General features: G+C 60.7%; 22 protein-coding genes, 2 tRNA genes and 1 rRNA gene. 11 read left to right on the plus strand and 14 right to left on the minus strand.

Annotated features, from left to right (window positions below):
- The first annotated feature begins 65 nt into the window (after positions 1 to 65).
- Together acnD and prpF are read left to right on the plus strand one after the other, a co-directional pair.
- The gene (gene acnD / locus AB4O22_RS05550) at positions 66 to 2,657 is read left to right on the plus strand and encodes a Fe/S-dependent 2-methylisocitrate dehydratase AcnD (protein WP_460095973.1); all 2,592 of its coding nucleotides are present in this window, start codon (positions 66 to 68) and stop codon (positions 2,655 to 2,657) included.
- Between the two features lie 42 nt (positions 2,658 to 2,699).
- Positions 2,700 to 3,893, plus strand: coding sequence for a 2-methylaconitate cis-trans isomerase PrpF (gene prpF, locus AB4O22_RS05555; RefSeq protein ID WP_003204055.1), 1,194 nt, complete (start codon positions 2,700 to 2,702; stop codon positions 3,891 to 3,893).
- Between the two features lie 110 nt (positions 3,894 to 4,003).
- Here the strand turns inward: prpF and AB4O22_RS05560 are convergent, their stop codons facing one another.
- The 10 genes from AB4O22_RS05560 to soxR form a co-directional block, all read right to left on the minus strand.
- On the minus strand, positions 4,004 to 4,897 hold the full coding sequence (locus AB4O22_RS05560; protein WP_460095974.1) for a metal ABC transporter solute-binding protein, Zn/Mn family: 894 nt from the start codon (positions 4,895 to 4,897) through the stop codon (positions 4,004 to 4,006).
- A complete protein-coding gene (locus tag AB4O22_RS05565) occupies positions 4,898 to 5,797 on the minus strand; it encodes a metal ABC transporter permease (protein WP_223472562.1) in 900 nt (299 codons plus the stop codon).
- Entirely contained in the window at positions 5,797 to 6,549 is a 753-nt protein-coding gene (locus AB4O22_RS05570; protein ID WP_223472563.1) for a metal ABC transporter ATP-binding protein, read from the minus strand. The genes AB4O22_RS05565 and AB4O22_RS05570 overlap by 1 nt, the downstream gene beginning before the upstream one ends.
- Positions 6,546 to 7,475 carry a metal ABC transporter substrate-binding protein gene (locus tag AB4O22_RS05575; RefSeq protein WP_028237427.1) on the minus strand — a complete coding sequence of 310 codons (930 nt, stop codon included), beginning with the start codon at positions 7,473 to 7,475 and terminating at the stop codon, positions 6,546 to 6,548. Before AB4O22_RS05575 ends, AB4O22_RS05570 begins: the two co-directional genes overlap by 4 nt.
- A 35-nt stretch (positions 7,476 to 7,510) precedes the next feature.
- Positions 7,511 to 8,086, minus strand: a complete 576-nt coding sequence (locus AB4O22_RS05580) for a DUF6162 family protein (RefSeq protein WP_460095975.1) — start codon at positions 8,084 to 8,086, stop codon at positions 7,511 to 7,513.
- Complete coding sequence (locus AB4O22_RS05585; RefSeq protein WP_003204043.1) at positions 8,083 to 8,409, minus strand: hypothetical protein; 327 nt, start codon at positions 8,407 to 8,409, stop codon at positions 8,083 to 8,085. Before AB4O22_RS05585 ends, AB4O22_RS05580 begins: the two co-directional genes overlap by 4 nt.
- Positions 8,406 to 8,948, minus strand: coding sequence for a thiamine pyrophosphate-binding protein (locus AB4O22_RS05590; RefSeq protein WP_460095976.1), 543 nt, complete (start codon positions 8,946 to 8,948; stop codon positions 8,406 to 8,408). The genes AB4O22_RS05585 and AB4O22_RS05590 overlap by 4 nt, the downstream gene beginning before the upstream one ends.
- Positions 8,945 to 10,159 carry a PepSY-associated TM helix domain-containing protein gene (locus AB4O22_RS05595; protein ID WP_223472565.1) on the minus strand — a complete coding sequence of 405 codons (1,215 nt, stop codon included), beginning with the start codon at positions 10,157 to 10,159 and terminating at the stop codon, positions 8,945 to 8,947. The genes AB4O22_RS05590 and AB4O22_RS05595 overlap by 4 nt, the downstream gene beginning before the upstream one ends.
- A 293-nt stretch (positions 10,160 to 10,452) precedes the next feature.
- Entirely contained in the window at positions 10,453 to 10,911 is a 459-nt protein-coding gene (locus AB4O22_RS05600) for a VOC family protein (protein ID WP_003204037.1), read from the minus strand.
- 112 nt (positions 10,912 to 11,023) lie between these two features.
- The gene (soxR, locus tag AB4O22_RS05605) at positions 11,024 to 11,470 is read right to left on the minus strand and encodes a redox-sensitive transcriptional activator SoxR (protein ID WP_003204035.1); all 447 of its coding nucleotides are present in this window, start codon (positions 11,468 to 11,470) and stop codon (positions 11,024 to 11,026) included.
- A gap of 96 nt (positions 11,471 to 11,566) precedes the next feature.
- Between soxR and AB4O22_RS05610 the strand changes: the two genes are divergently transcribed.
- The 5 genes from AB4O22_RS05610 (at position 11,567) to AB4O22_RS05630 (ending at position 16,212) form a co-directional block, all read left to right on the plus strand.
- Positions 11,567 to 11,932, plus strand: coding sequence for an antibiotic biosynthesis monooxygenase (locus tag AB4O22_RS05610; protein WP_223472567.1), 366 nt, complete (start codon positions 11,567 to 11,569; stop codon positions 11,930 to 11,932).
- A gap of 116 nt (positions 11,933 to 12,048) precedes the next feature.
- Positions 12,049 to 12,315, plus strand: a complete 267-nt coding sequence (locus AB4O22_RS05615; RefSeq protein ID WP_223472568.1) for a hypothetical protein — start codon at positions 12,049 to 12,051, stop codon at positions 12,313 to 12,315.
- A 102-nt stretch (positions 12,316 to 12,417) separates the two neighbouring features.
- Positions 12,418 to 13,032: a LysE family translocator gene (locus AB4O22_RS05620; RefSeq protein WP_223472569.1), complete on the plus strand. Its 615-nt coding sequence runs from the start codon at positions 12,418 to 12,420 to the stop codon at positions 13,030 to 13,032.
- 159 nt (positions 13,033 to 13,191) lie between these two features.
- Positions 13,192 to 14,358 (plus strand): cysteine desulfurase family protein, encoded by a 1,167-nt coding sequence (locus AB4O22_RS05625; protein ID WP_223472570.1) that lies wholly within the window; start codon positions 13,192 to 13,194, stop codon positions 14,356 to 14,358.
- A 45-nt stretch (positions 14,359 to 14,403) separates the two neighbouring features.
- The gene (locus tag AB4O22_RS05630; RefSeq protein WP_223472571.1) at positions 14,404 to 16,212 is read left to right on the plus strand and encodes an aminopeptidase P family protein; all 1,809 of its coding nucleotides are present in this window, start codon (positions 14,404 to 14,406) and stop codon (positions 16,210 to 16,212) included.
- 9 nt (positions 16,213 to 16,221) lie between these two features.
- Here the strand turns inward: AB4O22_RS05630 and AB4O22_RS05635 are convergent, their stop codons facing one another.
- Complete coding sequence (locus tag AB4O22_RS05635; RefSeq protein ID WP_223472572.1) at positions 16,222 to 16,812, minus strand: 2-hydroxychromene-2-carboxylate isomerase; 591 nt, start codon at positions 16,810 to 16,812, stop codon at positions 16,222 to 16,224.
- A gap of 34 nt (positions 16,813 to 16,846) precedes the next feature.
- Positions 16,847 to 17,575, minus strand: a complete 729-nt coding sequence (locus AB4O22_RS05640; RefSeq protein WP_460095977.1) for an SDR family oxidoreductase — start codon at positions 17,573 to 17,575, stop codon at positions 16,847 to 16,849.
- Between the two features lie 89 nt (positions 17,576 to 17,664).
- On the opposite strand from AB4O22_RS05640, the gene AB4O22_RS05645 reads away from it, so the two are divergent.
- Positions 17,665 to 18,234, plus strand: coding sequence for a TetR/AcrR family transcriptional regulator (locus AB4O22_RS05645; RefSeq protein WP_003204020.1), 570 nt, complete (start codon positions 17,665 to 17,667; stop codon positions 18,232 to 18,234).
- A gap of 6 nt (positions 18,235 to 18,240) precedes the next feature.
- Here the strand turns inward: AB4O22_RS05645 and AB4O22_RS05650 are convergent, their stop codons facing one another.
- Positions 18,241 to 18,522, minus strand: coding sequence for a hypothetical protein (locus AB4O22_RS05650; protein ID WP_003204018.1), 282 nt, complete (start codon positions 18,520 to 18,522; stop codon positions 18,241 to 18,243).
- A 167-nt stretch (positions 18,523 to 18,689) separates the two neighbouring features.
- Entirely contained in the window at positions 18,690 to 19,580 is an 891-nt protein-coding gene (gene rhtA / locus AB4O22_RS05655) for a threonine/homoserine exporter RhtA (protein WP_003204016.1), read from the minus strand.
- A gap of 668 nt (positions 19,581 to 20,248) precedes the next feature.
- On the opposite strand from rhtA, the gene AB4O22_RS05660 reads away from it, so the two are divergent.
- The 3 genes from AB4O22_RS05660 to AB4O22_RS05670 all read left to right on the plus strand — a co-directional run bounded on the left by AB4O22_RS05660 (position 20,249) and on the right by AB4O22_RS05670 (position 22,049).
- Positions 20,249 to 21,785 (plus strand): 16S ribosomal RNA (locus tag AB4O22_RS05660).
- Between the two features lie 81 nt (positions 21,786 to 21,866).
- Positions 21,867 to 21,943, plus strand: a tRNA-Ile gene (locus AB4O22_RS05665).
- A 30-nt stretch (positions 21,944 to 21,973) separates the two neighbouring features.
- Positions 21,974 to 22,049, plus strand: a tRNA-Ala gene (locus tag AB4O22_RS05670).
- The last annotated feature ends 228 nt before the right edge of the window (positions 22,050 to 22,277 follow it).

Genomic DNA, 22,277 nt, shown 5'->3' on the forward strand with positions numbered 1-22,277 from the left:
AGTGGCCAGGGGCGCTTCAAGTCCGGCGCCAACCCTTCTGAAACCACCGTGACCGAGTCCTGACGATGAACACAGAATTTCGCAAACCGCTGCCCGGCACTTCGCTGGATTATTTCGACGTTCGTGAGGCGGTGGATGCCATTCGCCCTGGCGCCTACGACGGCCTGCCGTACACCTCCCGCGTGCTGGCGGAGAACCTGGTGCGGCGCTGCGACCCGGCCACGCTGGGCGAGTCGCTGCTGCAACTGATCGAGCGCAAGCGCGACCTGGACTTCCCGTGGTTCCCGGCGCGCGTGGTGTGCCATGACATTCTTGGCCAGACCGCGCTGGTGGATCTGGCTGGCCTGCGCGACGCCATCGCCTTGCAGGGCGGTGACCCGGCGCAGGTCAACCCGGTGGTGCCGACCCAACTGATCGTCGACCACTCCCTGGCGGTGGAAAGCGGTGGTTCCGACCCGCAAGCCTTCGCCAAGAACCGCGCCATCGAAGACCGGCGCAACGAAGACCGCTTCCACTTCATCAACTGGACCAAGAAGGCCTTCAAGAACGTCGACGTGATTCCGCCGGGCAACGGGATCATGCACCAGATCAACCTGGAAAAAATGTCCCCGGTGATCCAGCAGCGTGACGGCGTGGCGTTCCCCGACACTTGCGTGGGCACCGACAGCCACACGCCGCACGTCGATGCCCTGGGCGTGATCGCCATTGGCGTCGGTGGCCTGGAAGCCGAAAGCGTCATGCTCGGCCGCGCCTCGTGGATGCGCCTGCCGGAAATCATCGGCGTCGAGCTGACCGGCAAGCTGCAACCGGGTATCACCGCCACCGACATGGTGCTGGCGCTGACCGAATTCCTGCGCAAGCAAAAAGTCGTCGGTGCCTGGCTGGAGTTTTTCGGCGAAGGCGCCAGTGCCCTGACCTTGGGCGACCGCGCGACCATTTCCAACATGGCCCCGGAATACGGCGCTACGGCGGCGATGTTCTACATCGACCAGCAAACTATCGATTACCTGAAGCTCACTGGCCGTGAAGACGACCAGGTGCGACTGGTCGAGACCTACGCCAAGCAGGCAGGCCTGTGGGCTGACAAGCTCAAGGGCGCGCAATACGAGCGGGGCCTGACCTTCGACCTGTCGTCGGTGGTGCGCAACATGGCCGGTCCGAGCAACCCACACGCCCGTGTCGCGGTGTCGGATCTGGCTGCCAAAGGCATTTCCGGGCTGTGGGACGATGTGCCCGGGCAGATGCCTGACGGTGCGGTGATCATCGCCGCCATCACCAGTTGCACCAACACCAGCAACCCGCGCAACGTGATCGCCGCCGGCCTGCTGGCGCGCAACGCCAACCGCCTGGGCTTGGTCCGCAAGCCGTGGGTCAAGTCGTCCCTGGCGCCGGGTTCGAAAACCGTGGCGCTGTACCTGGATGAAGCGGGCCTGACCAAAGAGCTGGAGCAATTGGGCTTCGGCGTGGTGGCGTTCGCCTGCACCACCTGCAACGGCATGTCCGGCGCGCTGGACCCGGTGATCCAACAGGAAATCATCGACCGCGACCTGTACGCCACCGCCGTGTTGTCGGGCAATCGCAACTTCGACGGGCGCATCCATCCGTACGCCAAGCAGGCGTTCCTCGCCTCGCCACCGCTGGTGGTCGCTTATGCCATCGCCGGGACCATCCGCTTCGACATCGAGAAGGATGTACTGGGCATGGTGGACGGTCGGGAAATCCGCCTCAAGGACATCTGGCCGAGCGACGAAGAAATCGATGCGGTGGTCAAGGCCTCGGTGAAACCCGAGCAGTTCCGCCAGGTGTACATCCCGATGTTCGCCATCCAGGAAGACACCGGGCCGAAAGTGACGCCGCTGTACGACTGGCGCCCACAAAGCACCTACATTCGTCGTCCGCCGTATTGGGAAGGCGCGCTGGCCGGTGCGCGGCCGCTCAAGGGTATGCGCCCGCTGGCGGTGCTGCCGGACAACATCACCACCGATCACCTGTCGCCGTCCAACGCCATCATGCTGGACAGCGCCGCGGGTGAATACCTGGCGAAAATGGGCCTGCCGGAAGAAGACTTCAACTCCTACGCGACCCACCGTGGCGACCACCTGACCGCGCAACGCGCCACCTTCGCCAACCCGAAACTGTTCAACGAAATGGCCCAGGAAAACGGCAAGGTCAAGCAGGGCTCCCTGGCCCGGGTCGAGCCGGAAGGCAAGGTCATGCGCATGTGGGAAGCCATCGAGACCTACATGGAGCGCAAGCAGCCGCTGATCATCATTGCCGGCGCCGACTACGGCCAGGGTTCGTCGCGGGACTGGGCGGCCAAGGGCGTGCGCCTGGCCGGTGTAGAGGCGATCGCCGCCGAGGGTTTCGAGCGCATCCACCGCACCAACCTGGTGGGCATGGGCGTGTTGCCGCTGGAGTTCAAGCCCGGCACCGATCGCAAGACCCTGGGCATCGATGGCAGCGAAATCTATGACGTGATCGGCGAGCGCACCCCGCGTGCGACGCTGACCCTGGTCATCACTCGCAAGAACGGCGAGCGCGTCGAAGTGCCGGTGACCTGCCGCCTCGATACCGCTGAAGAAGTGTCGATCTATGAAGCCGGGGGCGTGCTGCAACGCTTTGCCCAGGACTTCCTTGAATCGGCGGTTGCCGTTTAAACCACAGCTGCGGACACCCAGCGTGTCCGCTTGAGGAGCATCATGGCTCACGCACCGCAAATCAGAATACCCGCTACCTATATGCGTGGCGGCACCAGCAAAGGCGTGTTCTTCAGCCTGCAAGACCTGCCCGAAGCGGCCAGCGTCCCAGGCGCCGCACGGGATGCCCTGTTGCTGCGGGTGATCGGCAGCCCCGACCCGTACGAGAAGCAGATCGATGGCATGGGCGGCGCGACGTCCAGCACCAGCAAGACTGTGATCCTGTCCAAGAGCACCCGGGCCGACCACGATGTCGATTACCTGTTCGGCCAGGTGTCCATCGACAAGCCGTTCGTGGACTGGAGTGGCAACTGCGGCAATCTGTCGGCGGCGGTCGGTTCATTCGCTATCAGCAGTGGTTTGGTGGACGCCGGTCGCATCCCACAGAACGGCATGGCCGTGGTGCGGATCTGGCAGGCCAACATCGGCAAGACCATCATCGCCCATGTGCCGATCACCGACGGCGCGGTGCAGGAAACCGGGGACTTCGAACTCGACGGCGTGACCTTTCCGGCGGCCGAAGTGCAATTGGAATTCATGGACCCGGCCGCCGAGGAAGAGGGCGGTGGCGGCTCGATGTTTCCCACCGGCAATCTGGTGGACGACTTGGAAGTGCCCGGTGTTGGCACCTTCAAGGCGACGCTGATCAACGCCGGGATCCCGACGATTTTCATCAATGCCCGGGACGTTGGTTACACCGGCACCGAATTGCAGGGCGCCATCAATGGCGATCCCAAGGCATTGGCCATGTTCGAAACAATCCGCGCCCACGGCGCCTTGCGCATGGGCTTGATCAAGCACCTGGACGAAGCCGCCCAGCGCCAGCACACACCGAAAGTGGCGTTCGTCGCGCCGCCGGCGGACTACGTTTCATCCAGCGGAAAAGCCGTCGCGGCCGGGGACGTTGACCTGTTGGTGCGGGCGCTGTCCATGGGCAAGCTGCACCACGCCATGATGGGCACCGCAGCGGTGGCCATCGGCACCGCCGCGGCGATTTCTGGCACCGTGGTCAACCTCGCGGCCGGCGGCATCGAACGCAACGCGGTGCGTTTCGGCCACCCGTCCGGCACCCTGCGCGTCGGCGCCGAGGCCAGTCAGGTCAACGGTGAATGGACCGTGAAAAAAGCCATCATGAGCCGCAGCGCGCGGGTGTTGATGGAAGGGTTTGTGCGGGTGCCAGGGCAAGCCCTGAGCTGAGTTGAACCCTGTGGGAGCGAGCCTGCTCGCGATGGCGGTGTGTCAGCCGACATCAATGTTGGATGGGCTGGCCTCATCGCGAGCAAGCTCGCTCCCACAGGGGACTGCTGTCAGCCTCCGGTCAGTGCGGTGACCACCAGCCCTACATTACTTTCCAGCTCCGCCACCGGATCGGCCCCGTCGGTGCTCAACACCAGCAATTGGCTTCCTCCCTCTGTGATGGCTGCCTTCAGCGCATCCGAGGGCTGGCGATGATGCAGCACCAGCGCGACGTCATTGTCTTTCAACGTCGCGCTCAACTGCTTGAGGGCTTCGTCTGTCCATTCGGCGTCGGGCCGGACATCGGTGCTGATTGCGTCCAGGTTGAGACCGCTGATCAGGTAGCCGAAATGCTCGCTCAAGCTGACCACGCTGAGGTTATCGGCGCTGGCGAGGCGTTTTTCGCTGTCGGCGCTGAGTTTGAGCAGGCGCTGCTTGAGGGCCGCCAGGTTGGCGTCGATCTTCGGTTTGTCCGCCGGGGCCAGGCGCACCAGGTCGGCGGCGATCACGTCGGCCATGCGACCCAGGTTATGGCTGGCCATCCACGGCTGGCTCGCCAGGCCGTCGGCCATGCCCGGTTGCACGGCGATACCGGGCAGGGCACCGTCCACCGGGCGCGCGGCATCGACTTCGACGATGCGGATATTGCTGCGTCGCGCCATGGGGTACAGCGGATCGTCCGGCCATAGCGAGCGCAGCCCGATTACCCCGTCAGCATCGCTGGCCAGTTTGCTCAAGGTCGGCGCGCCACGGCCGCTGAAGTAGGCGCTCTGCCGGGTGCCGGGCAAATTGGCGGGCGCGGCCCGCTCCAGGCTGACCTCGGTGCCCTTGAGCAAGGCCTCGCCCAATCCGTAGGTGACCGGCAACGATGCCAGCAGACGGACCTTTTCGCTGGCGAATGACGAAGTAACAGCCACGCCGCATAACGCGACGGCCAGGGTCAGTTGTCGCAATGAAAAAACCATTTATCCAAGATTCCCTTTGAGGCTGGGGACGACACCGCGGGCGATGGCGCTCAGGGCGAAGACGATGCCGGCCACCAGGATGATCGCAGCGCCGGACGGGATCGGCAGGTCGAACACAATTGGCGCGAGAATCCCGCACAAGGTGCTGGCGGTGGCGATCAGCACTGAACACCAGAAAAAGCCTTTCAATGATTGGCTGAGCAGGCGTGCCGCCGCAGCCGGAATCACCAGCAACGCGCCCACCAGAATGGCGCCGATGACTTTCACCGCCGCCACGGTGATCAGCGTCACCAGGATCACGAACAAGTAGTCCAGCGTCTTGACCGCCACCCCGCGCACCGCCGCCAGTTGCGGGTTGAAGCTGGCGAGCATGATGCGGTTGTACAGCGGCAAGGCCAGGGCCATCACCAATGAGCCGACCACCGCCAGCACCAGCAGGTCGTTGCCATTGACCGTCAGCACCGAACCAAACAGCACGTTCTCCAGGATGTGCACGTTGATCTTGCCCGCCAGGATCAACAGCAGGCTGGCGCCCAGGGCCAGGGACACCGACAGGAAGACGCCGATCAACGTGTCGGGCGCCAGGCCGGTGCGGTTGCGCAGGTAATTGAGCAGGATGCCGAATAACAGACAGTAGCCGAACAGGCTGCCGTAAGGCCCGGTGTAGGGTTCGCCGAGCAGGATGCCGATGGCCACGCCGGTCAGCGCCGCATGGCCCACCGCCTCGGAGAAAAACGCGAAACGCTTGACCACCACCAGCGTGCCGAGACCGCCCAGCACCGGGCCAATCAACAACCCGGCCAGCAACGCATTGACCACGAACCCATAGGCCAGCGCTTCGGGCAGGTAACCGGACGAGGCCCAGCCCTGGACCATCAGACGAAAGGCTTCATAACTCATCAGGCAGCGCTCCCGTTCGTGCGCGGATGGGTGGAAAACAGCGTCAGCAGGCGTTCTGGAGTCAAGGTCTGGCGGGGCGGGCCGTCGAACAGCACCCGGCGGTTCAGGCCGGTGACACGGTCGGCCAGGCGCCCGACGGCTTCCAGGTCATGTTCGATCCACAGCACGGTGATCCCGGCTTGGCGCCAGTCCTGCAGCAACTGCTCGAACACCTGGATGCCGGCCTCATCCAGGGCCGACATCGGTTCATCCAGCACCAGCAATTGCGGCGAGGGAATCAACCCCTGGGCCAGCAACACCCGCTGGCGTTCACCGCCGGACAGCGCGCCCATGCGCCGCTTGCGCTTGTCCGGCATGCCGACCCGCTCCAGGGCCTGTCCTATGGCGCCGGCGTAATGCTTGCTCAAGCCGAGAAAGGCCGGCCGCCGCTGACACATCGCCGCCATGAAATCGTCCACCGTCATGGGCAGGCCCCGGTCGAACTCCAGCGCCTGGGGCACGTAGCCGATCACACCGGGCTCGCCCGGCCATTGCAGGCTCAGGCGTCCCTGGTGCGGCATCTGCCCCAGCAACGTCTTGATCAGCGAACTCTTGCCGCCACCATTGGGGCCCACCAAGGCATGGATGCTGCCGGGCTCCACTTGAAACGCCACGCTGTCGAGAATGGTGGTGCGGCCCAGGTTCAGGCTGACGTCGGCGAACTCAATCAAGGGGCCGACGCGGTGCAGGGTGAGGGTTTCCTGGACGGTCATGCGCCAGACTCCTGGATGGCCCGGACCACGGTATCGAGGTTGCCGGCCATTTCCTTTTCGTACTTCTCGGGGCTGTAGTCGCCGTAGGAAATGTGTGAGAGCGGATACAGCTTCACGCCCGATTCACGCTGGATGGTGTCGACGTAGGTGGACGGGAAATCCATCTCCGAGAAGATCACCTTCACGTCCAGCTCGCGCAGTTGGTCGATGGTCTTCTTCAACTGGCTGGGGCTCGGTTCGATGCCATGGGCCGGCTCGACCACGGCGGTCACTTCCAGGCCGAATTCGCGCAACAGGTAGTCGTAGGCGGCATGCACCGTGGCGACCCGCAACTCGGCATTGGGGGCCTGGGTCAGCTTCGCCAGGGCGGCGGCGCGCATCTGCCGCAGGCGCTTGCCATAGGCGCGGGCGTTCTGGGTGTAGGCCTTGGCATTGTCCGGGTCGAGCTTGCCCAACTCCCGGGCGATGTTATTGACCTGGGCAATGGAGGCGCTGATGGACAGGAAAGTGTGCGGGTTCACGACCTTGCCCGCGCCACGGGCCGCCGTGCCGGTGGCGGCCAGCAGGGGCACGTTTTCATTGGCCTCGATCACTTTCACGTTCGGGGTTTCGCTGGCGGCGATCATGCGGTCGGCGAAGTCGTCGTGGCCCACGCCGTTGAGCACGATCACGTCGAGACCGCTGATGCGCTTGATGTCCTCGGCCCGTGGTTCATAGGCATGGGGGTTGAAACCGGCCGGGATCAGCGGCACGACCTCGGCCTTGTCGCCGACGATGTTGGCTACATAGCTGTAATAAGGGTGCAGGGTGATGCCGATGCGCAGGCGCTTGGCTGTTTCGGCGTACGCCTGCGAGGTAAACAGGCAGGCCAGCAGGCCGATCGACAGCAGGCGCAGCAAGGGGCGGCGTTGGGATGCAATAGGCATGGGCAAACGGTCTTCTCTCGAATGAAGGCGTGGGATCAGTGCCGGTGCTGGCGGGTCACGCCGGCATCGAATTGCGCGACGATCTGTTGCCAGCCGGCGGCGGACAAAGCGGCGTCGTCCAGCGCGGTAGGTGTCGCGAGGCCATTGCTGCGGTTGAGCCAGATGTCCGGTGCGGCGTCGGACGTTTCGCCGATGCGCATCAGAAACGAACCTGCGACGGAAGAGTTGGCACTGGCGCCGAAGTAGGCCTGGTCCTGCAGCTGCTGCCAGGCGTGGCCGCCCCGGCTGACAGCGCTGGCGTCCTGTGCGAACGGCGCGAAGCCTTCTTCGGCCAGGGTTTGCGGGCCGGGCAGGGTGGGTTGGTCTTCGCGCAGCAAGCGGATTTCATCCAGGGTCACCCGCAGGTCGGCGTAGATGCCCTGCTCGGCGGGGCTGAGGTCGCGGCGGGCGTCGAGTTGGTTCGAGGCCAGGTGCGTGGTGTCTTCGGCTTTGCCATGCCAGGCCACCACGGACCCGGCGACCAGTACGATGACCAGGCACAGCAGCAACACATACAGGGTTTCATGGCCCGCGCCAGCGGGGCGGATGACTTGAGTCGTGGTGTTGGTCATGGGGCCTCGATGTCGGCTTGGTCGATTTCCACAACGTGGCCGGGGCCGGCGTCGAAGAGCACGTAGAACTCAGCGTCCGGCTTCTTGAAGGTCAGCTTCGAATCGGCGCCGAGCTTGCCCGGGACGAGGATGGTCTCGTCATAGCCGATCACGTCCAGGGTCACTCCGGGCGCGCCGCTGCCGTCGGAAAAACCGCCGGTACATTGGATCTGCTCGGCGTCGATGGCCTTGCATTCGCACATCGGGTTGTGGGCCAGGGCGCTGGTGCTTGCGCCTGCGCAGAACAGCAACGCCAGGCCGTTGGATAAGGCGCGGAGGGTCATGGTTTGGGTCCTTGGTTCTTCAGCCAGGCGACGGTGGCCGGGGAGGCCTGGCTCAGGGGAATGGAGACCTGGTGCATCGAACCGTCCCAACCCTCGAGGGTTATCCACAGTTCGGCATCGGGCTGGGTCTTTGGCGGGACCGGCAACAAAGCGCTCATGCGATAGGGCGAGCCGAAGAAAATCACCCCGGCGGCCCTTAGGCTGCGAGGTTTGCCGACGCGCAGGTAGGTGGCCTTGACCTCGCCGATACAGCGTTCGCACAGGGCCGCGTTGAAATGTTTCATAGGCCCGGCAGGTCCCTGGACACGTGGGGCTTCGTTGCGAAATTCCGCCAGGCGCAGGCTCCAGGGACCGACCTGGACTTCGCCGACTTCCCGCTCGCCAAGCCCGGCGTCCCCGCGAAACAGTGCGGCTTCGGATAAATATTTGGGCATGAACCCCAGGGGGATCAGCAACAACAGCACGTTGAGGTGGAAGCGCCATTTGTGCCAGAACAGGCTCAGGCGTGACGGTGATGAAGTGGTATTGGACGGATTCACAGGCTGCCCTCCGACGACTCACGGTGGACCAACGGCTGCAATGCCTGCGCGATGCGGGTTTCACGGGAGGATTTCTGGCTGCGCTTGAGGGCATTGGCGGTGGCCAGGGCCGTGCGTTTGGTCCAGATCAGCAGCCCGCTGAGAACCATCATGCTCAGGACCAAACCGAAGAAAAACCAGATGAGCTTGATCCAGATGCCGCCGAAATCCCCTGTGTGCAACGGACGCATGGATTCGGTAACGAATTCCAGCGTCGTGCGGTCGGACAGCAGCCGTGAGGCAGCGACGTCGCCGTTGTAGGGGTTGATGGTGGCGGTCTGGAACATCAGCGGATACCAGCCGCGGCCGCCGATTTCCAGATGGCTGTAGGCATTGCCGGGCAGGCTGACGAAACTCGCTTCCAGGCCCGGGATGCGTTGTTGGGCGATTTCAATGGCCCGGTCCAGATTCAATTGCGGCGGAGCAAGACCATCGGCCGACAGCGGAACGCTTTCACGCGCCACCACCGGAATGACTGGCGCACTGGAAATGGAAATCTGATTGTCGGATAGCAAGGCTTCGATCAGGAACCAGGTGCCGGTGATGGAAATCACCGCGATGAACCAGATCGACCAGATGCCGCTGAGCCGATGGAAATCCCCCCAGAAAATCCGTGCGCCGTGGCGGATCCGCAGCGTCGGACGGAAAAAGCCTTTCCAGAAACGCTTGTAGACCACCAGCCCGGTCACCAACGAGGCCAGCAACGGCAGCCCCAACAAGGACACCAGGTACCAGCCCCAGCTGTAGCCATTGGTGAACGGCACCAGCCACCAGCCATGCAGGGCTCGGGTAAATCCCCTGAAGTTGAACGTCGGCGCCGAGCCTTGGATGACGCCGCTGTAGGGGTTGACGTAGACCTTGTCGGGGCGTCCGTCGGGGTAGGTCACGCTGACCTCCAGCGCAAAGTGCGACTCGTCCGGGCGGACGATGCCTTGCACCTGGGTTTGCGGCTGGGCGTGCTTGATCGCGGCGATCACCTGGTCATAGCTGAGCAGTTGGGCATCGTCCGAGGGCTTGCTGGCGCGCATCTCGGGGTTGACCAGCCAGACAATCTCCTGGCTGACCACCGCGAGGGTGCCCGTGACGCAAACGATGAGCACGAAAAACCAGATGGGCAATGCCAGCCAGCTATGGACCAGGAACCAGAGTTTGGAGCGGGACTTCTTCGACATGATTGAACGTCTTGATTCGATGAAAGGTTCGGTATTACGGGCTTCGCAATACCGTGAACCGCAAAAAAGCAGACCGTGGCTTTTGCCGACGCGGCCTACTGCATCTAATTAAGACGAACGAGCGATGGAAATCCCGAAGAGGAAGATGAAAGAAAATGTTTCGCGTGGTAGGAGCTGCCGAAGGCTGCGATCTTTTGATCTTTCGCTTGAGACTCAAGTGTCAGGGGAAAGATCGCAGCCTCGTTGCGCTCGACAGCTCCTACGGGGCGTAACCCCGCGGGAGCAATGGTACGTCAGCCTTGTTGAAACATCTCCCTGGCTCGTTGCTCGATCTGTTCCTGGCTCAGATCTTCCTTGTGCGTCGCCAGGAACCAGAGATGCCCATAGGGATCTTTCAAGGTGCCGGTACGATCGCCGTAGAACTGGTCCTTGACCTCGGAAATCACTGTGCCACCGGCAGCAATGGCCTGGGCAAAGGCGCTGTCCACGTCCTCGACATATAAATGCAGGCCGACCGATGGCGATTGGTCCGGGTTGCTCAGCGGGCCCTGGTCGCAAGGCGTGCCGAGCATGATCGGAAACCCGTTGATCCGCAGTTCGGCATGCCCGATGCCGCCGTCGGGCATGGCCAGGCGCATGACCTCGGTGGCATTGAAGGCTTTTTTGTAGAAATCGATGGCTTCGGCAGCTTTTTGAATGCCCAGGTAGGGCGTGATGTTGTGGAAACCTTCGGGAATGGCTTTGACGCCCATGACGGTTCTCCTTGTTGTTATGGGAGGCGAAGAGAGTCTTCGTCGGTTTTGCGCCCATCCACTATAGGCCAGCAGCCGTATACAGGCCCTCGGCCCGACGAACGTCTCACGACTATTCCAGCAGATGCGCCCCCGGTCCCTGTTGGCCTAGCACGTCGCCCTGATTGCGCAGCGGGCAAGCCTCCATCGACAGGCATCCGCAGCCGATGCAGCCGTTGAGTCGATCGCGCAGCGTCATCAATTGGTTGATGCGCTCGTCCAGGTCCCGGCTCCACTGCGCCGACAAGGTCTGCCAGTCGGCGGCCGTTGGCGCACGGTTGTCCGGCAGGTTTTTCAACGCCTCGCCGATTTCCGCCAAGGGAATGCCCAGGCGCTGGGCAACCTTGATCAGCGCCACGCGGCGCAAGACTGCCCGTGAGTAGCGACGTTGATTGCCCTGGTTGCGCGTGCTTTTGATCAGCCCCTTGGATTCATAGAAGTGCAGGGCCGTGACCGCCACGCCGCTGCGTGCGGCCACTTGGCCAACGGTAAGTTCCTTGTGGACATCGATCTGCGTCATCGCCTCAATTCACTGCTTGACCTCTAGTTAACTTGAGGTTTTACCCTGCACGCGTTCGGATCGCAAGATCCGCCTTACGTGCAGAGGGGACCGTTCATGCAATCACCAAGGAACAATCGCAGTTTCACCCAGTTGATGGAATTCGATATCGAGCCTCAATGGCAGCAGGCGCTGGTAACCGCCTTGTCGGAACAGACCGAGCGCCTGGCTCGGGATCACCAGGGGTTCCTGAATGCCAGTATCCAGGCCAGCGAGGATGGTCGGCGGGTGCTCAACTATTTGCAGTGGCAAACCCGCGAGGCAGGCGAGGCGGCGCTTCAAAGCTTCGAAAGTGGCGAGCAGGATTTCTGGCGGCTGATCCAGGCTCATCGAGCCAAAGCCGTGACGTTCGGCTCGTTCCAAGTGCTGCGCAACATCGAGCGCAGCCTGGACCACGCGCTGCATTGCCAGTTGGTTGACTGAATGCGGCGGCTGATCCGCAAAGGCAATAGCCACTATCGAGAGGGTTGATTTCTGCGGCGCAGGGCTGGCGGGTAGCCTTTGTTCATCGCCCAACTCCAGAACACCGGACACTTGCCATGAACCGTACCTTTGTTGTTTTGCTGCTGTTGACCGCCACTCTCCTGGGCGGTTGCGCCAGTTCTTCCCCGGAGCTGCGTCCCTACACCGCCGACGAGACCCGCGAACTGGCTCTTGAAGCCTTGAATCGTCGCGGCCTCTCGTTCGATGAGTACCACGCGAAAAAAGCCGAGTTGCTCGGTTCGTCGCAGAAAAACGTGGGTTTCGACGATCAGGGCCAGATGAGTGCCGAGCGGGTCGAGCAACAGCCAGGCCGGTCAAGCTGAGGGACTGTACCGCTTAAAGTTTTGCCCAACTGTCCGTGGGTTTGCGCCAAGGCGTGGGGTAGGGTCATGACTTGACTGACCGCCCTGATGGACTGACTTGAAATGACCCTTTCGCTTGACCTGCTGCTGGGCTTCGCCCTGTTTGCCCTGGTGACCTCGATCACGCCTGGCCCTAACAACACCATGTTGTTGGCCTCGGGTGTCAATTTCGGTTTCAACCGCACCATTCCTCACATGCTGGGTATTACCTGCGGCTTCTTTTCCCTGGTGCTGGCGGTGGGCCTTGGCCTGGGCGCGGTGTTCCAGACTTATCCACTGCTCTATACCGCGCTGCGCTACATCGGCGCGGCGTACCTGTTGTACCTGGCGTGGAAAATCGCCCACTCCGGTCCGGTTTCGGAAAGCCAGGCGGGGGACAATACGCCGATCAGCTACTGGGGCGCAGCGGCGTTCCAATGGGTCAATCCCAAGGCCTGGATCATGGCCATCGGTGCCATCAGTACGTACACGCCACTCCAGGGGTATTTCTTCAACGTGTTGGTGATTGCGGCGGTGTTTGCCCTGATCAACCTGCCAAGCGTGAGCCTGTGGGTAGTGTGCGGCAGCCTGTTGCGCAACCTGTTGCGTGATCGTCGCTGGTTGCGCGTGTTCAACTGGGGCATGGCGCTGCTGTTGGTCGCTTCGCTGTATCCATTGTTGCTCGAAAGCATCAGTTGAGGGCTGAGCTTCGCCGCGATGCCTGCTAAGCTCGCTGTTCAGGAGCGTTCCTACGCACTTTTAAACGAAGTCCGACTTCTTTAAGGTCTTTGATCAGGTATTGCTAGTCTCGAACCCAACGAGGGCGCCTGATCCCGGAGCAGGCTCTGCGAGTTTCCTATGAATAAACGTCCTTTGTATTTCGACTACGCCGCCACCACGCCGGTGGATGAGCGGGTCATCCGGGTCATGGTCGAGTGTCTGGGCTTTGACGGCAACTTTGGCAACCCGGCTTCCAGTTCCCATGCCTTCGGCCAGGAGGCCCGGCGCTCGGTAGAGCGTGCCCGCCAGCAGGTGGCGCAACTGGTCGGGGCTCAGCCCGAACAGATTGTCTGGACGTCCGGTGCTACCGAATCCAATAACCTGGCCCTCAAAGGGGTGGCCCAGGCGCGTGGCGGTTCCGCCGGCCATGTCATCACCAGTCTGATCGAGCACAAGGCGATTCTCGATACGGCGCGCCAGCTCGAAGAGAGCGGCGTCGCGGTGACCTGGCTGGCGCCGGACGCCGAGGGCCTGATCAGCCCGCAAGCGGTTCGTGACGCGTTGCGCGAAGACACGTTCCTGGTGTCGCTGATGCTGGTGAACAACGAGTTGGGCACCGTCAACGACGTCATCGCCATCGGCGAGATCGTTCGCGAGCACAGTGCGCTGTTTCATGTGGACGCAGCCCAGGGCGCCGGCAAGGTGCAGATCGACCTGTCTCGCTGGCCGGTGGACCTGATGTCTTTTTCCGCGCATAAGATCTACGGCCCCAAGGGCATCGGGGCGCTCTACGTTGGCGACCGTGCCCGGCCACGGCTGTCGGCACAGATTCACGGCGGAGGCCATGAAGGCGGTTTGCGCTCCGGGACCCTGGCGACCCACCAGATCGCAGCCATGGGCGCCGCATTCGAACTGGCAGGCGGGGCATTCGACGAAGAACTCGCTAAAATCGCCCGATTGCGCAATCGTTTGCTTGAGCCGCTACTGGCCTTGCCCGGTGTGCGTATAAACGGCAGTGCGAGCCGCCGGATTCCCCACACGCTGAGCCTGACCTTCAACGAAGGTGAGTTCAACCCGGCGACGTTGGGCGCATCGATTGCATTTTCCGCGACCTCGGCCTGCAATTCGGCGCAGAACAGCCCGTCCCACGTGCTGCTCGCCCTGGGGCACGATGCGCGTGCGGCCGGGCGGACCATTCGCTTGAGCCTGGGCCGCTTTACCACTGAACAGGATATCGACGAGGCGGTGCGGTTGATCCAGGCAGCGTGCGCGACTGCGCCGGCGTTCTGGGTCACGACTCCATAAGCCGTCTTCGGCATCGAACAACAATATCAATGAGCAGGAGAAACAATGAGCACCGAGCCTTTGCCCCATGGACTGGTTCCCCAGCGCCTGGCCCAAATCCGCCAACTGATGAGCCGAGAGGGCATTCATGCGCTGCTGGTGCCATCAGCCGACCCGCATCTGTCTGAATACTTGCCGGGCTATTGGCAGGGACGGCAATGGCTGTCGGGCTTCCACGGCTCGGTGGGCACCTTGATCGTGACCGGCAGTTTCGCTGGCGTCTGGGCCGATAGCCGTTATTGGGAGCAGGCCACCAAGGAGCTGGAGGGCAGTGGTATCGAGCTGGTCAAGCTCATTCCTGGCCAGCCCGGCCCCTTGGACTGGCTGGCCGAACAAACACCTGAGGGTGGGGTGGTCGCCGTTGACGGTGCGGTCATGGCCGTCGCGTCGGCTCGAACCCTGGGTGGCAAGCTTGCGGAGCGCGGCGCGCGGTTGCGTACCGACATCGATCTGCTCCAGGAGGCCTGGAGCGATCGTCCAAGCTTGCCGGATCAGCCGGTCTATGCCCATTTACCACCCCAGGCGACCGTCAACCGGGTCGAGAAACTCGCCAAGCTGCGCGAATCCCTCAAGGAACGTGGTGCCGACTGGCATTTCATCGCCACGCTGGATGACATCGCCTGGTTGTTCAACCTGCGCGGCGCGGATGTGTCGTTCAACCCCGTGTTCGTCTCCTTTGCCTTGATCAGCCAGCAACAGGCAACGCTGTTCGTGGCCCTGGACAAGGTTGACGCAGCGCTGCGTGCCGTTCTTGAACAGGACGGCGTGACCCTGCGCGATTACAGCGAAGCCGCCGCCGCGTTGCGCGAAGTGCCGGACGGCGCGAGCTTGCAGATCGATCCGGCGCGGGTGACGGTCGGTTTGCTGGATAACCTGGGCAGCGGCGTGAAGCTGGTCGAAGGGCTCAATCCAACGACGCTGGCCAAATCTCGCAAAAGCCTGGCCGATGCCGAACACATCCGTCGGGCCATGGAGCAGGATGGCGCGGCGCTCTGTGAGTTCTTCGCCTGGCTGGAAGGGGCCTGGGGTCGCGAGCGCATCACCGAGTTGACCATCGACGAACACCTGACCGCCGCCCGCACGCGCCGGCCGGACTTCGTCTCCCTGAGTTTCAACACCATCGCCGCCTTTAACGCCAACGGCGCGATGCCTCATTACCACGCCACGGAAGAAGCCCATGCGGTCATCGAAGGTGATGGCCTGTTGCTGATCGATTCCGGCGGCCAGTACCTGGGGGGCACTACTGACATCACTCGCATGGTGCCGGTCGGCACACCCACCACTGAGCAGAAACGTGATTGCACGCGCGTGCTCAAGGGCGTGATTGCCCTGTCCCGGGCCAAATTCCCGCGGGGTATTCTTTCGCCGTTGTTGGATGCCATCGCCCGTGCACCGATCTGGGCGGAGCAGGTGGATTACGGCCACGGCACAGGTCATGGCGTCGGCTATTTTCTCAATGTCCACGAAGGCCCGCAGGTGATTGCCTATCAAGCCGCTGCCGCGCCGCAAACGGCGATGCAGGCGGGCATGATCACCTCCATCGAACCGGGCACTTATCGCCCCGGTCGCTGGGGTGTGCGCATCGAGAACCTGGTGTTGAACCGTGACGCCGGAAGCAGCGAGTTCGGCGAGTTCCTTGAGTTCGAAACCCTGACCCTTTGTCCGATCGACACCCGCTGCCTGGAACCTTCGCTGCTGACCCAGGACGAAAAAGACTGGTTCAACGCCTACCACGCCGAGGTTCAGCGTCGCTTGAGCCCGTGGCTGGACGGTGACGCACTGCAATGGCTCAACACGCGAACGATAGCGATTTGAAGTAGAGGATCAGGCGAGGGCTTCACGGACGAAGTCCAACCGATCCTGGCCGAAGAACAACTCGTTGCCGACAAACATGCTCGGGGCGCCGAACACGCCCCGTGCGATGGCTTCTTCAGTGGTGATCTTGAGTGCTTGCTTGACCTGCTCGTCGTTCGTCAATGCCAGCACATAGTCGGCATCGAAACCGCCCTCGTTCAGGACCGCTGCGACAGTCGTCGGGTCGTTGAGGTTGCGGCCATCCACCCAAAAGGCGCGGAACAGACAATCGATGAAGGCCTCGAAGCGTTCAGGTTGGCGCAACTGCATGCCAGTCACCGCGCGCATCAGCTGCAGCGTGTTGATGGGGAAGTGTGGATTGAACTTGAAGGCGACGCCGTAGCGTTTGGCGAAGCGATTCAGGTCCTTGAACAGGTAAGGGTTCTTGGCCGGCACTGTCGCCGGTGATGCATTGCCGGTTGCCTTGAAGACGCCGCCCAACAACATCGGACGATAGATCAACTGGCTGTTGGTCTGCGCGCACAGCGTCGGCAACTGGGTGTAGGCCAGGTAAGTGGTCGGGCTGCCGAGATCGAAGTAAAACTCCACCGATTTGCTCATGGAATCTGCTCTCTTGTTGTTGTGAGGGGAGGGGTTACCAGCGTTCGCTCCAGGGCCGCAGGTCCAGCTCGAAGGTCCAGGCGTCGCGGGGTTGGCTGTGCAGGTACCAATAATTGTCGGCGATGTGTTCAGGGTTCAGGATGCCGTCCTGATCCTTGGTGGCATATTTTTCCGGGAAATTATCGCGGATGAAGTCGGTGTCGATGGCGCCGTCCACCACCACGTGGGCCACGTGAATATTCAGCGGCCCCAGCTCACGGGCCATGCTCTGGGCCAGTGCCCGTATGCCATGTTTGGCGCCCGCGAATGCGGCGAACCCCGAAGCGCCGCGCAATCCCGCCGTTGCCCCGGTAAACAGAATCGTCCCGCGCTGGCGCTTGACCATGCGCTTGGCCACTTCCCGTGCATTGAGAAAGCCTGAGAAACAGGCCATTTCCCATATCTTGAAATACTTGCGCGCGGTTTCTTCGAGGATGCTGCAGGGGACGTTGGCGCCGATGTTGAACACAAAGGCTTCGATCGGGCCGATCTGGTTCTCGATTTGCTCGATGAGTGCGATCACGTCGTCTTCTTTACGCGCATCACAGGCAAACCCGTGGGCTTCGCCGCCTTGGGCACGAATTCCATCCACCAGGGGTTCGAGTTTGTCGGCGCTGCGGCGAGTAACACAGGCAACAAAACCTTCCTGTGCAAAGCGTCTGGCAATCGCGCCACCCGCGGCGTCGCCCGCGCCAACAACCAGTACGACTCTATTGTTATTCATGGTCAGCCTCATTGGTAAACGATCGTTAACTAAACGGACGTTATGCTAAGATCCGACAAGCGTCAAGATAAGCAATCAGGGGCAGGGCCATGCGATATTCAGCCAATCACAAAATGGAAACCCGCGAGAAACTGCTCGCCAGCAGTGCCGTCTCCGCCAAGAAGTCGGGTTTCTCCACGGTCGGTGTCGATGGCTTGATGAAAGCGATCGGGTTGAGCGGCGGCGCGTTTTATAGCCACTTCTCATCGAAGGATGAGCTCTTCAAGGCCATTGTCGAGCGGGAGTTGGCCCAAAGCCTGGATCGTCTGAGTGGCGACGGTGCCATGGACTCAATGAAGCTGGAGCGCTGCCTCAAGCAGTACTTGAGCATGAGCCATGTTGAGCAGCCCGATGCAGGGTGTGCGTTGCCAGTGCTGGGGGCCGAGATCGCGCGATCGGATGTCCAGGTGAGGGAGACGGCGCAAACGTGGATCTGTCGTTTGCACGAAAGCTGGGCGCGGATATTGGGAAGCGATAGTCTGGCCTGGGCCATCCTGTCTCAATGCGTGGGAGCATTGGTAGTTGCGCGGATGCTGGTCACGCCGCAGGTCCAGCGTGACGTCCTCAAGTCCAGTCATGAGGAGATTAGGCGCCGAATGGCCGAGCAAGGGCTCGACTGACGTGACCTATTTACAAATGACGATCATGCTGCGGCTGGTATAGCCAGCGGGATTGAGCCCGAAGGGATAGTCCCCGGGTTCCTCGACGACGTCGCCGGACTTGGCAATGACCTTGTAACCCTTGGGAGCACATGAATTGGCGGCGCTGGCGGCGCACTGATCCCAGGATGAGGATAGGCCGGAGCAGTTGATGTGCAGGCCTTTTTTACCGCGTTTGACTTCAGTTTTCGATGTTGCCGCACAGCCCGCTACTGCAAGTACGGCGATCAGTATCAAAATTCGTTTCATTCCTGTCCTTATAATCGTCGTGAATCTTGTGTCCACGTACGATTGTGTTCGCTCTTGCTTGAAGCGTTCATGACGTCCTGTATGAAAAATCCATGTTTGACATTGGGTTACCGGTCTAAACATGGCCTAAATGCGTGGCAAATACCAGACCTTCGTTAAATCCTGCTTCAATCTGCCGCGACGGCAGGTTTCGCAGTGTTGGCCATGGTCATCGTTGCGCCGACCGACGCGAGGATGATGCAGGTAATGGCTAACCATTGGGCCAAGGACAAGTACTCCTGCAGAAAGACCAGCCCCGACAGGGCCGCGACTGCCGGTTCGACGCTCATCAGCGTGCCGAAAGTGCGGGCTGGCATTCGGGTCAGGGAGATCATTTCCAGGGTGTAGGGCAGGGCCGTAGACAGAATGGCGACGCCGATGGCGATTGGAATCAGGCTCGGTGTGAGCAATGCGGCGCCCGCGTGCACGATACCAATCGGTGCGACGAACAGGGCGGCGATCATCACCCCCAGTGCGGCGGTTTGCACACCATTGTCCGCGCCAGCCTTCTGGCCAAACAGGATGTACAGCGCCCAGCAGAAACCTGCGCCTAGCGCATAGCCGGCTCCAAGCAGGTCGATACCGGCATTGGTCGCTCCGGTCGGTATAAGCAGAAGCAGGCCAACGACTGCCAGGGCGATCCAGAGAAAGTCGATTGCCCGGCGCGAGGCGTAAATGGCGACTGCCAGAGGCCCGGTGAACTCCAGTGCCACGGCAATGCCCAGTGGAACGGTACGAACCGACATATAGAAGAGAAAGTTCATGCCGCCCAGTGCCATTCCATAAACGATCACAGTGCGCAGGGATTGGGCGGTGAGCTTGGCGCGCCAGGGACGTAGCAATAACAGCATGATGAGGCTGGCAAAAATGAGTCGCAGCGTCGTTGTGCCCTGTGCGCCCACTACCGGGAACATGCTTTTGGCGAGGGAGGCTCCTGATTGGATGGAAGCCATGGCTATTAATAGCAGGGCAACCGGGTACAGGGTGGAGGCCAGGCTGCGATGTGGAGGGGGCGTCATTACGAAGTGTCGTCCAGAATAAAGGCGGGGGGCTGTTTTGAGCAGTATATTGCGCATATGCAGCGATTCCGTCTATATACCGGGCAGATTTAAGTGTCGTGTCGGGCTAAAGATGGAAAAATCAAATTAAGGGTTGACGGCAGATTCTGGGAGTCTATAATTCGCCCCACTTCCGGCGCAGTCGAAACGGAAAACTCCTTGATATTCAATGAGTTAAGTAGGTTTCGAAGGTGTTGGGCTTCAGTTCATTGAAGCCCGGAAGGAGCAGATAGAGCGGTGTTGTTTGGCTCTATCAGCGGTTCGATCTTCTCGGTCGAAAGCGGTGAAAAAGAGGTGTTGACAGCAGCGAGTAACGCTGTAGAATTCGCCTCCCGCTAACGAGAGATCGGAAGCGCAAGTGGTTGAAGTTGCAAAGGAAACTTTGAAAACTTCTTAAAATAACCGCTTGACAGATACACGGGGCGCTGTAGAATGCGCGCCTCGGTTGAGACGAAAGACTCAGCCAGCCGCTCTTTAACAACTGAATCAAGCAATTCGTGTGGGTGCTTGTGGAGTCAGACTGCTAGTCAACAGATTATCAGCATCACAAGTTACTCCGCGAGAAATCAAAGATGTAACCAACGATTGCTGAGCCAAGTTTAGGGTTTTCTCAAAACCCAAAGATGTTTGAACTGAAGAGTTTGATCATGGCTCAGATTGAACGCTGGCGGCAGGCCTAACACATGCAAGTCGAGCGGTAGAGAGGTGCTTGCACCTCTTGAGAGCGGCGGACGGGTGAGTAATGCCTAGGAATCTGCCTGGTAGTGGGGGATAACGCTCGGAAACGGACGCTAATACCGCATACGTCCTACGGGAGAAAGCAGGGGACCTTCGGGCCTTGCGCTATCAGATGAGCCTAGGTCGGATTAGCTAGTTGGTGGGGTAATGGCTCACCAAGGCGACGATCCGTAACTGGTCTGAGAGGATGATCAGTCACACTGGAACTGAGACACGGTCCAGACTCCTACGGGAGGCAGCAGTGGGGAATATTGGACAATGGGCGAAAGCCTGATCCAGCCATGCCGCGTGTGTGAAGAAGGTCTTCGGATTGTAAAGCACTTTAAGTTGGGAGGAAGGGCATTAACCTAATACGTTAGTGTTTTGACGTTACCGACAGAATAAGCACCGGCTAACTCTGTGCCAGCAGCCGCGGTAATACAGAGGGTGCAAGCGTTAATCGGAATTACTGGGCGTAAAGCGCGCGTAGGTGGTTCGTTAAGTTGGATGTGAAATCCCCGGGCTCAACCTGGGAACTGCATTCAAAACTGTCGAGCTAGAGTATGGTAGAGGGTGGTGGAATTTCCTGTGTAGCGGTGAAATGCGTAGATATAGGAAGGAACACCAGTGGCGAAGGCGACCACCTGGACTGATACTGACACTGAGGTGCGAAAGCGTGGGGAGCAAACAGGATTAGATACCCTGGTAGTCCACGCCGTAAACGATGTCAACTAGCCGTTGGGAGCCTTGAGCTCTTAGTGGCGCAGCTAACGCATTAAGTTGACCGCCTGGGGAGTACGGCCGCAAGGTTAAAACTCAAATGAATTGACGGGGGCCCGCACAAGCGGTGGAGCATGTGGTTTAATTCGAAGCAACGCGAAGAACCTTACCAGGCCTTGACATCCAATGAACTTTCCAGAGATGGATTGGTGCCTTCGGGAACATTGAGACAGGTGCTGCATGGCTGTCGTCAGCTCGTGTCGTGAGATGTTGGGTTAAGTCCCGTAACGAGCGCAACCCTTGTCCTTAGTTACCAGCACGTTATGGTGGGCACTCTAAGGAGACTGCCGGTGACAAACCGGAGGAAGGTGGGGATGACGTCAAGTCATCATGGCCCTTACGGCCTGGGCTACACACGTGCTACAATGGTCGGTACAGAGGGTTGCCAAGCCGCGAGGTGGAGCTAATCCCACAAAACCGATCGTAGTCCGGATCGCAGTCTGCAACTCGACTGCGTGAAGTCGGAATCGCTAGTAATCGCGAATCAGAATGTCGCGGTGAATACGTTCCCGGGCCTTGTACACACCGCCCGTCACACCATGGGAGTGGGTTGCACCAGAAGTAGCTAGTCTAACCTTCGGGAGGACGGTTACCACGGTGTGATTCATGACTGGGGTGAAGTCGTAACAAGGTAGCCGTAGGGGAACCTGCGGCTGGATCACCTCCTTAATCGACGACCGCAGCTGCTTCATGAGCTCCCACACGAATTGCTTGATTCATTGAAGAAGACGAAAGAAGCAGCCCGAAATTGGGTCTGTAGCTCAGTTGGTTAGAGCGCACCCCTGATAAGGGTGAGGTCGGCAGTTCGAATCTGCCCAGACCCACCAATTTTGTGTGGGAAACGCCTGTAGAAATACGGGGCCATAGCTCAGCTGGGAGAGCGCCTGCCTTGCACGCAGGAGGTCAGCGGTTCGATCCCGCTTGGCTCCACCACTACTGCTTCGATTGTATAAAGCTTAGAAATGAGCATTCCATCGGTTCGATGGTGAATGTTGATTTCTAGTCTTTGACTAGTTCGTTCTTTAAAAATTTGGGTATGTGATAGAAAGATAGACTGGACGTTACTTTCACTGGTAACGGATCAGGCTAAGGTAAAATTTGTGAGTGGCTCTTAGAGCCAGATCGAATTTTCGGCGAATGTCGTCTTCACAGTATAACCAG

Source organism: Pseudomonas sp. S3_B11 (assembly GCF_054667715.1).

Coding starts and splice junctions, on each gene's coding strand:
- acnD (WP_460095973.1), top strand. CDS start 66: ATGAACACAGAATTTCGCAAACCGCTGCCCGGCACTTCGCTGGATTAT.
- prpF (WP_003204055.1), top strand. CDS start 2,700: ATGGCTCACGCACCGCAAATCAGAATACCCGCTACCTATATGCGTGGC.
- AB4O22_RS05560 (WP_460095974.1), bottom strand. CDS start 4,897: ATGGTTTTTTCATTGCGACAACTGACCCTGGCCGTCGCGTTATGCGGC.
- AB4O22_RS05565 (WP_223472562.1), bottom strand. CDS start 5,797: ATGAGTTATGAAGCCTTTCGTCTGATGGTCCAGGGCTGGGCCTCGTCC.
- AB4O22_RS05570 (WP_223472563.1), bottom strand. CDS start 6,549: ATGACCGTCCAGGAAACCCTCACCCTGCACCGCGTCGGCCCCTTGATT.
- AB4O22_RS05575 (WP_028237427.1), bottom strand. CDS start 7,475: ATGCCTATTGCATCCCAACGCCGCCCCTTGCTGCGCCTGCTGTCGATC.
- AB4O22_RS05580 (WP_460095975.1), bottom strand. CDS start 8,086: ATGACCAACACCACGACTCAAGTCATCCGCCCCGCTGGCGCGGGCCAT.
- AB4O22_RS05585 (WP_003204043.1), bottom strand. CDS start 8,409: ATGACCCTCCGCGCCTTATCCAACGGCCTGGCGTTGCTGTTCTGCGCA.
- AB4O22_RS05595 (WP_223472565.1), bottom strand. CDS start 10,159: ATGTCGAAGAAGTCCCGCTCCAAACTCTGGTTCCTGGTCCATAGCTGG.
- AB4O22_RS05600 (WP_003204037.1), bottom strand. CDS start 10,911: ATGGGCGTCAAAGCCATTCCCGAAGGTTTCCACAACATCACGCCCTAC.
- soxR (WP_003204035.1), bottom strand. CDS start 11,470: ATGACGCAGATCGATGTCCACAAGGAACTTACCGTTGGCCAAGTGGCC.
- AB4O22_RS05610 (WP_223472567.1), top strand. CDS start 11,567: ATGCAATCACCAAGGAACAATCGCAGTTTCACCCAGTTGATGGAATTC.
- AB4O22_RS05615 (WP_223472568.1), top strand. CDS start 12,049: ATGAACCGTACCTTTGTTGTTTTGCTGCTGTTGACCGCCACTCTCCTG.
- AB4O22_RS05620 (WP_223472569.1), top strand. CDS start 12,418: ATGACCCTTTCGCTTGACCTGCTGCTGGGCTTCGCCCTGTTTGCCCTG.
- AB4O22_RS05625 (WP_223472570.1), top strand. CDS start 13,192: ATGAATAAACGTCCTTTGTATTTCGACTACGCCGCCACCACGCCGGTG.
- AB4O22_RS05630 (WP_223472571.1), top strand. CDS start 14,404: ATGAGCACCGAGCCTTTGCCCCATGGACTGGTTCCCCAGCGCCTGGCC.
- AB4O22_RS05635 (WP_223472572.1), bottom strand. CDS start 16,812: ATGAGCAAATCGGTGGAGTTTTACTTCGATCTCGGCAGCCCGACCACT.
- AB4O22_RS05640 (WP_460095977.1), bottom strand. CDS start 17,575: ATGAATAACAATAGAGTCGTACTGGTTGTTGGCGCGGGCGACGCCGCG.
- AB4O22_RS05645 (WP_003204020.1), top strand. CDS start 17,665: ATGCGATATTCAGCCAATCACAAAATGGAAACCCGCGAGAAACTGCTC.
- AB4O22_RS05650 (WP_003204018.1), bottom strand. CDS start 18,522: ATGAAACGAATTTTGATACTGATCGCCGTACTTGCAGTAGCGGGCTGT.
- rhtA (WP_003204016.1), bottom strand. CDS start 19,580: ATGACGCCCCCTCCACATCGCAGCCTGGCCTCCACCCTGTACCCGGTT.